This is a genomic window from Bartonella vinsonii subsp. vinsonii (assembly GCF_902825235.1).
Classification (GTDB): domain Bacteria; phylum Pseudomonadota; class Alphaproteobacteria; order Rhizobiales; family Rhizobiaceae; genus Bartonella; species Bartonella vinsonii.
Window position 1 is genome coordinate 1 of sequence record NZ_CADEAJ010000005.1, and the last position, 11,482, is coordinate 11,482.

Genomic DNA, 11,482 nt, shown 5'->3' on the forward strand with positions numbered 1-11,482 from the left:
TCAATATCATTTTTTAAAAAAATCCATAAAATAATGCCTTAAAATAAAATTCCTTCCAATCATGACAACAATAAAATCCCAATCATGACAACAATAAAATCAATGCAGAAAAACTTAAATATATAAATCACTACAGAGTTACAGAGAGAGTACATATTCTATATTCACCATTGCACAAATATCTTATACGCTTTATGCTTGCCTATAGAATAAAAGGCCTAAAGAGCAAAAGAAAGGTGTTAATGTCATCTAAACTTACGCGTAATCAAACATTAGTTCTAAACACTTTAAAGAATGCGCAAGGACCTTTAAGTGCTTATGCGATTCTCGATCATTTACGTGAAGAAGGATTTCGTGCGCCTCTCCAAGTTTATCGTGCATTAGAAAAACTTGTCCAATTAAAGTGTATTCACCGTCTTGAAAGCGTGAATGCTTTTATGGCCTGTTTGCATCCTGAAAATTGCCAACACGAACTTACAACTTTTATCATTTGTGAAAACTGTGGCAAGGTTAATGAAATACAAAACCAAACTATTGTATCCAACCTTAAACAAATGGTTCAAGCAGTTGATTTCCAAGCACGCAGAAGCACTTTAGAAGTACGAGGCATTTGCAAACAATGCGCAACAGAGTAAGATCTCAATACTTGCAAGTTTGTATATTTAACATTATGTTTTTAAAGTCGTCTTATTGCTCGAAAAGCTCTTACTGTCTTTGCCTCTATACCATTCTCTTCCCACAGCGGTGAGCTTGTTTTACGCATTACATGAAATCGAAAGTATAAAATCATGTCTATATCAAAGACAACTGTTTTAATAAAACAAAAGAAAATAATTCATGCTCTTCTTGTTGTCCTTGCGCTTTTTATACTTTGGTTTGGTTATAAGTGGATAACACATTGGCGTTATATGGTCGCTACCGAAGACGCTTATGTACAAGGAGATATAGCGGCTATTGCTCCTAAATTAAATGGATATATTGAGAAAATTGCTATTAAAGCCAACCAAATTGTAAAAAAGGACGATGTTTTATTTTACCTAGACAATGGCGATTATAAAATAGCCTTGAAACAGACAGAAGCGCATCTTAACACACAGAAAAAAACACTTCTACGCATTGATGCACAAATCACAGCCGCTCATAGTGCTTTAGATGATGCAAAAGCACAAAAAGCAGCTGCTTCAGCCATAGCAACCAATGCACAACTCACCTTAAAACGCACCACAGAACTTAAAGCGAGTCGTTATGCCCCTCAATCCGATGTTGATGATGCCAAATCAGCTTATGAACAAGCCATTGCAAATGTTAATCGCGCCAATGCACAAATAGCTGCAGCACGTGCGAATATCCAAGTTCTAGAAGCACAACGAAGTGAAACAGAAAGCCAAACAAAAAGCTTAGAACTCACGCGTGAAAAAGCACAACGTGATCTTGATTCAACCATTATACGAGCGCCATTTGATGGAATTATTGCAAATTTAACAGCGAAAACAGGGGATTTTGTTGTAAATGGCCAACGTCTTGCGGCGTTAGTCCCCACACATGCTCTTTATATTGAAGCAAACTATAAAGAAACACAGTTGCAAGATATTCATGCTGGACAAAAGGCTTATATTGCTGTGGATGCCTTCAAAAAAGATGCCTTTACAGGAACAGTGCTTTCTATTTCCCCCGCAACAGGCGCTGTTTTTTCTCTCCTTCCTCCACAAAACGCCACCGGAAACTTCACCAAAATTGTTCAACGCATTCCAGTCCGTATTTCTATTCCAGAAGAAATACTAAAAACTGGGCGTATTCGAGCAGGAATGAGTGTTTCAGTAGAAATTGATACACGTACAAAGCCACAAGATAAAAACCTCTTATAACAAAAAAGTAGAAGATCTTACGATGACATCTTCCATACCAGAGCCCATACAGTCTCAAGAACACATCGGATTGCACAAAATTGTAGTTTTTATTGCTATGTCTTTTGGCATGTTTATGGCAATCTTAGATATCCAAATCGTTTCCTCTTCTTTAGCTGAAATTCAAGCGGGGCTTGCAGCAAGCTCTGAAGAAATTTCATGGGTTCAAACCTCCTATCTCATCGCTGAAGTCATCATGTTGCCGCTTTCTGGATTTTTAGGACGATTGCTTTCAACACGTGTTTTCTTTACCCTATCAGCTATCGGTTTTACGATTACTTCTATTCTTTGTGCAATGGCAACATCTATTGGAGAGATGATTGTGTATCGCGCACTCCAAGGTTTTATTGGGGGAGGTATTATCCCTAGTGTTTTTGTTGCCTCCTATATCCTTTTTCCTCCTTCCAAACGTCCTATTGTTACCCCTATCGTCGGACTGGTCGCAACATTAGCTCCTACCATTGGTCCAACCGTCGGAGGCTACATTTGTCATCTCTCATCATGGCATTGGCTCTTTCTCATCAATGTACCCTTCGGGATTATCATCTCAATTCTCGCTTGGAAATTAATTGATTTTGATAAAGCTGATCCCTCTTTAATGAAGAAATTTGATTGGTTAGGCCTCATTTCTATGGCTACTTTCTTGGGAACTTTAGAATATGTTCTAGAAGAAGGAGCACGTCATGATTGGCTGAGTGATAGACTGATTCTGGATTTTTTCATTCTCATGATTCTTGCTGCAGCCCTCTTCTTTTGGCGTGCTTTTACAGCAAAAGAACCCATTGTTGATCTCTCAACTTTTGCCAATTTCAATTTTTCAACTGCAGCAGTTTTTTCTTTTATGCTTGGAATCGGCCTTTATGGACTCACATACCTTTATCCTGTCTATTTGAGCCAAATCCGCCATTATGATGCTCTCATGATTGGAGAAACATTGTTTCTTTCAGGATTCGCCATGTTATTAACCGCTCCGCTTGCTGGATTTCTTTCAGCGCGAATGGATGCACGTTTAATGATGGCAATAGGACTTTTGGGTTTTGCAATAGGCACTTGGATGGCAAGCTCTATCACGGATAACTGGGATTTTAGCGAGCTCTTTTGGCCACAAGTTTTCCGTGGTGCTTCTGTGATGCTATGTATGGTTCCTGTTAATAATATTGCCTTGGGAACACTCCCGCCAGAACGCATGCAAAATGCTTCTGGACTGTTTAATCTCACACGTAATCTTGGTGGCGCTGTAGGGCTTGCTATTATTAGCACTCTTATCACAAAGCGTTCAGACCTGCATTATGGGCGCATAGCCGAAACGCTCCAACAAGGAAACAACCAAGCAACTGAAATGCTTTCAAACCTTACTCTGTACTTCAAAACTGCAACCTCTGACCCACATGCTCTTGCACTTTTCCAACTTTCTAATATGGCACGCATACAAGCAACGGTTATGGCTTTTAGCGACATTTTCTTTATAATAACCATCATCTTTAGCGTTTTGACATTCATGACTGTTTTTCTCAAAAAAATACCGCCACTCACTGATACCCCTTCAGGTCACTGAGCCTTACCTTATAAAAGTTAATCCAAATCTTGTTAAATGCCTGATATTTGCATACCTCACCTCTCCCATTATCGGTACGCACATTCACACACATCGTTCAAGCCACTAAAAACCAATATTTTCCTGCATTTTATAAACCTCAAAATGCTTCAGAAAGAACCCCCTTAAATATCGCCTTTCACTCTTGAAGAATCATCATTTTCAATTTACGAATTCTCAAAATACAAACCTACCGAGATGCTTGAGGAAGTATCGATAATCATCACAAAAAAACGAGCCTCATTATGCACCGTAATTTATGAAACACATCAATACTGGAAAACCTAAATTTTGATATAATTTCCACGGTTCTTGGCTTTAAACCTTAACTTTCAATAAAAGATTTTCAACATCAACCAATGGGAAAAACTCTTTAAAAATATCGATAAAAAATAACGCAAAGCTTTGCTAAAATCGCCTAAAATAGTGCGAAATTTAGGAGACCAGCCCCTCAATAAACCACTGAAATTATCAGAGACTACAAAAATGCAAATAAAGAAAAATACCCCCCAATATCACCACTGTTAGCAAATAAAATTAAGCCACTTTATGATGCTGAAAACAGCTCAAATTTTCTTGTTTTCCACTAGGAGCCAGAACACCATAACATGCGGAAAGATATTCTGGTATCAATTCTAGTGCTTGAAAACGATGTTTTTCATAAGGACCAGGCATTGCCAAATTTTTTGTTAAACTGTTTGAAAATCCAAAACGCTGATAAAACGCACAATCCCCCACAAGTAAAATAGCCCCATAACCTAACATTCTGGCCTCTTCAATTGCGTGCTGCATAAGAACCGATCCTATTCCCATACCAGAACATTCTCCTGAAACAGCCAGAGGCCCCAAAAGCAAAGCATGTTGTGTATCATTTTGCCCTTTGTTAAAACGAACATGCCAAAGACGGACACTCCCCACAAGTTCTCCAAGCATATTTTTGACAACAAAGGACAACGCCGCCAACCGTCCACGACGTAAAGCTTCTGATGATTTACGTTTACGCCCCTCTCCCAAAACTAAATCAAGCAAGTGTTCGCGGTGAGGCTTATCGGTTTCTTGCTCACAGGAAAGTGTGAAAAGCGCACCATCTTTTGTTTGAAAATGTAGCATATCCATTTTTGACACACACCCTACTCCATCTTTGTCATCACAGATGACAGCCTCAAATCACATAGGAGCGCAAAGGCTCAAAACCATTAAAAGCAACAGATGCGTAAGTTGCCGTGTAAGCACCCGTTCCATGAATCAAGAGTTCATCGCCTACTGTAAGAGATAAAGGTAAGGGATAGGGCGTTTTTTCATAGAGAACATCTGCTGAATCGCATGTTGGACCTGCTAAAATACAAGGCTCCATTGCCTTATCATCATGGGGTGTTTCAATAGGATAGCGAATTGCCTCATCCATAGTTTCGGTAAGACCATTAAATTTTCCAACATCAAGATAAACCCATCGGACATTATCATTGTCTGCTTTTTTGGAGATAAGCACAACTTCTGTGCGAATAACACCAGCATTACCAACCATCCCACGCCCTGGCTCGATGATTGTTTCCGGAATACGATTGCCAAAATATTTTTTCAAGGAATCAAAAACAGCCGTACCATAAGCTTGTTCTGTAGGAACATCTTTCAAATAACGTGTTGGAAAACCACCACCCATATTAACCAACTTCAACGAAATTCCTTCTTGCTCCAAATGCTTAAAAACTGTAGCCGCATCTGATAAAGCACGATCCCATGCGCTAAGATCCGTCTGCTGAGACCCTACATGAAAAGAAACACCATATGCTTGTAAGCCTAATTGATGCGCCCGACGTAACACATCAACCGCCATAGCAGGAACACAACCAAACTTACGTGACAACGGCCACTCTGCACCTATTCCATCCGTAAGAACGCGGCAAAAAACGCGAGCACCCGGAGCAGCACGCGCAATTTTTTCTACTTCTTCAATACAATCAACCGCATAAAGCGAAATACCCAATGCATATGCATGCGCAATATCACGCTCTTTTTTAATAGTATTTCCAAAAGAAATACGATCACCCGTTGCCCCTGCTTTTAAAGCCATTTTAATTTCTGCAACAGAAGCTGCATCAAAAGACGACCCTAAAGAAGCAAGCAAACTCAAAATTTCAGGGGCAGGATTTGCCTTTATCGCGTAAAAAATACGAGACTGTGGGAGAGCTTTTTCAAAATTTAAATAATTTTCACGGACAACATCAAGGTCAACAATTAAGCATGGACCTTCAGTACGATGTGTTGCCAGGAAATCACGAATACGTTGCGTTGCCATTTGTAATTCTCCCAAGGGAAATAATCCCTCTCTCTGCTTGGACAGCACAAAGCCGCCAATAGCCAAAGAACAAAAAATACACAACCCAGCTTCCCATACCCTGATGACTAAAAAATCAGGAAGAAAACAGGATTATATGCAGCGAAAGAACAGCGCGAAAACCGCGTTATTCTACTTTATCTGCCTTTTTGATTGGAGTTGAAGAAAACCACTTCCGCACTGAAGGCAATGAGGTGTGCCTCTATAGTTATCTCAGCATTTGGACAGCTGGAAGACACCAGAAAGGCCCGCACCGTCGTTGCTTCAAGATGTCCTCACTCTTTCGGTTGGCCAAAAGAATGACTGGAGCGGTTAGTTCCAGGTACCGTACCGGTTAATCTCACCATTTGAGAACCAGCGGACACCCACAGGCACGTGCGACTTTGGGCAAGGCTGCATATAAGACCAATTTTTATTCATTTCAATCATTTTTTTAATTTTAAACATTTTTTAATTTTTAAAGACAAAATGATGCAAAAAAGCAACAGTCCTCATACGCAGATGAATGACCTTATTCCTTTTAATGGAATCACAATTTTCATGAAGCCTCATGCCATTGGTACCACGCCCTTCACAATCTTTTTAAAAGAAGCTCTTTATACTTGGGCTTTTGCAGTCCATCTTTCAATTGCACACATGAAGGCTATAAGATTTACTGAAAAATACCACCTTTATGTTTATGAAATTACAAGCCTGTAGCATTTGCCTTATGAACGCCACGAAGTGTTATGTCTGCCCTTCGCATTAAACGTGCTTCAATTTCACACGCTAAAAAAGACCAAGCAATATCCCGTCTTATAAATACTCTTCTGCGAACACTGAAAATCTTTTTAAAAACAGAAGTTTGAATCCCTGAAATGTGATATTTTCACAGCTTTTGCTGAGAATCAACCGCACGCAATTTTAACAATTGAAACTGCTTATGGCGCTCCCGAAAACGTTGCCTATCCGTTTCATCTCGAGTGCTATAACAAGCATCACATGAAACACCTTCCTCATAATGAGGTGATAATTTACTTTCCGCATTAAGAGGAGAACGACAAGCACGACACAATTCACGTCCACATTCTTCAAGACCGTGCCCAACAGAAACACGCTCATCAAAGACAAAGCACTCGCCCCACCACAAACTCTCTTCTTTTGGAATTGTTTCCAAATATTTGAGAATGCCCCCTTTTAAATGGTAAACCTGATCATAACCGAGTTCACGGACATAAGCTGTTGATTTTTCACAGCGAATACCACCTGTGCAAAACATGGCAACTTTCTTTTTCTTTTTTAAATCCGCTTCGTGCTTAAGCACCCATTCAGGAAATTCCCGAAATGTCTTAATATGCGGATCAATCGCTCCCTGAAAACTTCCAAGCGCATATTCATAATCATTGCGTGTATCAATCAAAATTGTTTCTTCATCTTGGATAAGCGCATTCCAATCTTCAGGCTCTACATAAGTACCAACAACTTTTAATGGGTCAACACCTTCAACCCCCATGGTCACAATTTCTTTTTTTAACCGCACTTTCATACGGTGAAACGGCATTTTTGACGCCCATGAATATTTAATCTCCGGCGTTTGAAAAGCTGGTTCAGATGTAATAAAATCCACTAATGCTTCGATTGCAGCACAAGGTCCCGCAACAGTTCCATTAATGCCTTCTCGTGCCAAAAGGAGGGTACCTTTGATATCCTTTGCTTGACATAAATCCAGCAAAGGCTTTTGTAATTGATGATAATGCTTCAAATCTGCGAAGCAATAAAGTGCAGCAACTTTAAAATTCTTTTCCATAACTCTTGCCATAACTCGCGTTTCATTTAATTTCAAGATCTATTCATCTACTCTTTAACATATTGTGCTTTACCAAACTATACGCATAATATCATCCCCTAGAGAAAGAACGCTATGTGCCAAAAAATAGAGCACCTTTTATCACTTCTTCAGAAGCAAACTGTCATACCTGTTCTACACATTGACGACCTGCAAAGTGCAGTGTCCTTAGCACGCGCTCTTGTCAAAGGTGGATTGAAAACAATTGAGATCACATTGCGAACGCCAAAAGCATGCGATGCAATAAAAGCAATTATACAAGAAGTCCCTGAAGCAATTGTTGGAGCAGGAACAATCCTCAACTGGACACACTATGAACAAGCCGAACACGCAGGAGCAAAATTCATCGTAAGCCCTGGATTATCAAACGACTTAATCAATTATGCAAAAAACAGTGAAATCCCATTTCTCCCTAGTGTGATGACACCCAGTGAATTAATGCAAGCAAGGGATCAAGGCTATTCACACCTTAAATTTTTCCCTGCTGAAGCAGCAGGCGGTATTACCTTTCTTCAAGCTCTAGCTTCCCCTTTCCCCGAAATCCAATTTTTCCCCACAGGCGGTATTACACAAAAAAACACCGCACAGTGGCTTCAACTCCCTAACGTCTTCTGCGTAGGTGGTTCTTGGATAGCTCCTCCTAAACTGATAGCAGCTGGCAATTGGGATGCGATCAGCACATTAGCACATACAGCAGTAGAGCTATCCTCTCACCCCATAAAAGCGCGCTCCACGACATAAGGTGCAAGAGCATTATTTGCTCCTTCAACAACACAGAAAGATTCACACATCCTTGCACAATCTTTCCATATTGCCCCATGAGATAACATGGAACTACAAATCATCACACGATCTTCATCAGGATTGATTTTCGGTAAACCTGTCGTTTCAAAGAAAGTGCCATTCTCCAGAGAAGCCACAAGAGAGCTATCCTCTCATCCCACAAAAGCACGCTCCACGACATACGTAGCAGGAGCATTATTTGCTCCTTCAACAAGGCCAAAAGATTCGCACATCCTTGCACAATCCTTCAGCATTGCCATAGAACCACAAATCATCACACGATCTTCATCAGGATTGATCTTCGGTAAACCTGTCATTTCAAAGAAAGTGCCATTCTCCATAACAGTCGTAATGCGCCCCATATGCTCAGAAGGTTCGCGAGTGGTCATAGGATAAAACTTTAACTGTTGTACATATTCACCAATCAGCGGATCTTCTTGTAAAGAGACAACAAGATCTTGCGCATAAGCAAGCTCATTGCGCTCACGGGTTGTTTGAACAAGAACCACTTCTGAAAATTTTTCATAAGTTTCAGGATCACGAACAAGACTCGCAAAGGGAGCAACCCCTGTTCCTGTTGAAAGAAGATAAAGACGTTTTCCAGGAATAAGAGCATCAAGAACCAATGTTCCAGTAGATTTCTTACGCATGAGAACGGTATCACCAATTTTAATTTTTTGGAGATGTTCAGTCAGTGGACCACCTGGAACTTTAATGGAAAAAAACTCAAGCTGTTCGTCCCAGAAGGGGCTTGCAATCGAATAAGCACGATAAATTGGCTTTTCTGCATTTGGCAAACCAATCATCACAAATTCACCTGAACGAAAACGAAAACTTTCCGGACGATTCAGACGAAATTTAAACAAACGGTCTGTGTAGTGATAAACCTCTTGGACGCTAAGCGCGAACACATTTTCAGGAATCGGAAAGTCTGACGCAACACTGCTGATATTTGATTGAACATTGCTAGCAGGCGTATTCATAAAACTCTCCCTTATCTCTTTACTGAACATAAACTTAAGGCTTCGAAATGATATAATGCTTATCCAATCATCTGCCAATATTTCTCTTAAAACATAAAGCACGCACACAATATTTTTGTATTTAAAATAAGCAAATTTTCATTTTTTGAAATATCTAATCTGTATGAATGCCCTGTTTTCCATGACACTTCAATCTCACATTGTACACCAAAACCTTCATGACTAAAATAATGACACTGACTACACTTCCAACCTACAGCCTTCCAAATAGAATAATTAAAAAATGAATACCTCCGCTATTTTGTAAACCAATATATCCAATATCTCCGTTTTTAAAGAAAAACTGGTTTGCTTAATGATAACGAGAATGTGCTCCACTATCGTTACTGACCTGCTGAGAAAAAGACAATTGATTAAATTTCAAATAAAGCAGACCATGTATACAGCCCTCCACCAGTAACAACTGGCATAACTTGGCGTACTCCCTAAAAACAATACAACATTGCAGATCAGCCTTTATTTTCAAAAACACTTCACCAAAGGAAAACAAATAAAAAAGAGCTCTCTTTATACCAATTATGAGAGGAGCATGTATCCATAGCCATGCCAATAAAACTAAGATATCCCTTGTTACCAAAAGCAGTATTTTATATCAAAAGATTGCTTTCACAGTACATAATTCAATATGAATTACTCATGATTTTAACAAGAACAAACCGTATGCACACCCTTTCCATATATCATAAAAACTTATATAAAATAACCAAAGGGAACTTCATGTGTCACTAACACAAATAGGATTTTAAAATGAACAAATCCGTTAATGATGAAGCAAACGCATCACTTACCTTTACAGCTGTAGCAACCATAAATGTGCGTGCTATTGTTGAAAATTATAGAACTTTAGCCCAACATGTTGCTCCAATTGAATGCTCTGCAGTTGTAAAAGCAGATGCCTATGGGCTAGGTGTTAACAAAATTGCTCCTGCGCTTTATCAGGCTGGATGCCGCACTTTTTTTGTAGCCCAAATTGAAGAAGCGCTACAATTAAAAAGCATTTTACCAAAAAATGTGATGATTGCTATTCTTAACGGGCTTCCACATAATACAGAAGAACTTATAGCTGAAGCAGGAATTATTCCTGTTCTGAATTCTTGGAATGCTCTCGAAGATTGGCAAACACTTTGTAAAAAAAAGGATAAAAGATTTCCCGCAATTGTTCAAATCGATACCAACATGAACCGATTAGGGCTTGATAAACAAGAAGTACAAAAACTCATCAAACAACCCACAATTTTTGAGACAGCAGAGATAAAATATATTCTTAGTCATCTCGCGAATGGAGAGGATAATACACATCCATCCAATGATACACAATTAACTGCTTTAAAAGCCATCCTTGCGCAACTGCCTACTTGCAAAGTTTCTTTTGCTAATTCTGGAGGTATTTTTCTTGGGAACGATTTTTATTTTGACCTTGTTCGCCCAGGCATTGCACTTTACGGAATTGATCCCCAAGAGAAACACCCAACACCTCTTAAACCTGTTTTAAAACTTGAAGCCCAAGTCCTTCAAAGCCGCTCTATTCAGTCAGGAGTCCCTGTTGGTTATGGAGGAAGTTTCATTACCCACAGACCAAGCACGCTCATAACCATTTCTATCGGCTATGCAGATGGTTGGTTGCGCGCTCTTTCTAATAAAGGTGCGGTTTATTTCAACGGAAATAGACTTCCCATTGTTGGACGTATTTCTATGGATTCCCTCGTTGTAGATGCTACCGATCTTGATAAAAAACCTCAAAGAGGTGATTGGGTAGAACTGATTGGAACACACCAAACCCTTGAAAAAGTATCGACAGATGCAGGTACCATCCCCCATGAAATTATGACGTCTCTAGGTTCCCGCTATAAACGCATTTACATTTAAAACTTTTTAAAGAACGTGGCTAAAATCATCATTGTAGCAAATAATATTATGCGTGCCCTACCGCAAAATATCTCACCAAAACCAAATATATTCTTGCTATGCCTCCATTCTCTTCATCAATATTATCTATCA

General features: G+C 39.5%; 10 protein-coding genes and 1 pseudogene. 6 read left to right on the top strand and 5 right to left on the bottom strand.

From position 1 onward, the window contains the following. Window positions 1-242 precede the first annotated feature (242 nt). The 3 genes from J7R12_RS04940 (at window position 243) to J7R12_RS04950 (ending at window position 3,459) form a co-directional block, all read left to right on the top strand. Complete coding sequence (locus tag J7R12_RS04940; RefSeq protein ID WP_126603740.1) at window positions 243-635, top strand: Fur family transcriptional regulator; 393 nt, start codon at window positions 243-245, stop codon at window positions 633-635. Window positions 636-788: 153 nt separating this feature from the next. After that, window positions 789-1,865 (top strand): HlyD family secretion protein, encoded by a 1,077-nt coding sequence (locus J7R12_RS04945; RefSeq protein WP_126603741.1) that lies wholly within the window; start codon window positions 789-791, stop codon window positions 1,863-1,865. Window positions 1,866-1,887: 22 nt separating this feature from the next. Next, window positions 1,888-3,459, top strand: coding sequence for a DHA2 family efflux MFS transporter permease subunit (locus tag J7R12_RS04950; protein WP_126603742.1), 1,572 nt, complete (start codon window positions 1,888-1,890; stop codon window positions 3,457-3,459). Between the two features lie 576 nt (window positions 3,460-4,035). Here the strand turns inward: J7R12_RS04950 and J7R12_RS04955 are convergent. Together J7R12_RS04955 and J7R12_RS04960 are read right to left on the bottom strand one after the other, a co-directional pair. After that, window positions 4,036-4,614 carry a GNAT family N-acetyltransferase gene (locus J7R12_RS04955; protein ID WP_126604057.1) on the bottom strand — a complete coding sequence of 193 codons (579 nt, stop codon included), beginning with the start codon at window positions 4,612-4,614 and terminating at the stop codon, window positions 4,036-4,038. Between the two features lie 46 nt (window positions 4,615-4,660). Beyond that, window positions 4,661-5,794 carry a type III PLP-dependent enzyme gene (locus J7R12_RS04960; RefSeq protein ID WP_126603743.1) on the bottom strand — a complete coding sequence of 378 codons (1,134 nt, stop codon included), beginning with the start codon at window positions 5,792-5,794 and terminating at the stop codon, window positions 4,661-4,663. Window positions 5,795-6,301: 507 nt separating this feature from the next. Here J7R12_RS04960 and J7R12_RS04965 point away from each other — a divergent pair. Further along, window positions 6,302-6,532 (top strand): hypothetical protein, encoded by a 231-nt coding sequence (locus J7R12_RS04965; RefSeq protein ID WP_208439034.1) that lies wholly within the window; start codon window positions 6,302-6,304, stop codon window positions 6,530-6,532. Between the two features lie 169 nt (window positions 6,533-6,701). Here J7R12_RS04965 and trhO read toward each other — a convergent pair whose 3' ends face one another. Further along, a complete protein-coding gene (gene trhO / locus J7R12_RS04970; RefSeq protein WP_126603745.1) occupies window positions 6,702-7,619 on the bottom strand; it encodes an oxygen-dependent tRNA uridine(34) hydroxylase TrhO in 918 nt (305 codons plus the stop codon). A 114-nt stretch (window positions 7,620-7,733) separates the two neighbouring features. On the opposite strand from trhO, the gene eda reads away from it, so the two are divergent. After that, a complete protein-coding gene (gene eda / locus J7R12_RS04975) occupies window positions 7,734-8,399 on the top strand; it encodes a bifunctional 4-hydroxy-2-oxoglutarate aldolase/2-dehydro-3-deoxy-phosphogluconate aldolase (RefSeq protein ID WP_126603746.1) in 666 nt (221 codons plus the stop codon). Here eda and J7R12_RS04980 read toward each other — a convergent pair. Both J7R12_RS04980 and J7R12_RS04985 read right to left on the bottom strand, forming a co-directional pair. Next, a pseudogene (locus tag J7R12_RS04980) lies at window positions 8,369-8,569 on the bottom strand (ferredoxin--NADP reductase); the annotation flags it as partial. The gene eda and the pseudogene J7R12_RS04980 overlap by 31 nt on opposite strands. 24 nt (window positions 8,570-8,593) lie before the next feature. After that, window positions 8,594-9,424: a ferredoxin--NADP reductase gene (locus J7R12_RS04985; RefSeq protein ID WP_126603747.1), complete on the bottom strand. Its 831-nt coding sequence runs from the start codon at window positions 9,422-9,424 to the stop codon at window positions 8,594-8,596. An 807-nt stretch (window positions 9,425-10,231) separates the two neighbouring features. On the opposite strand from J7R12_RS04985, the gene alr reads away from it, so the two are divergent. Beyond that, complete coding sequence (alr, locus tag J7R12_RS04990; RefSeq protein ID WP_126603748.1) at window positions 10,232-11,350, top strand: alanine racemase; 1,119 nt, start codon at window positions 10,232-10,234, stop codon at window positions 11,348-11,350. Window positions 11,351-11,482 lie beyond the last annotated feature (132 nt).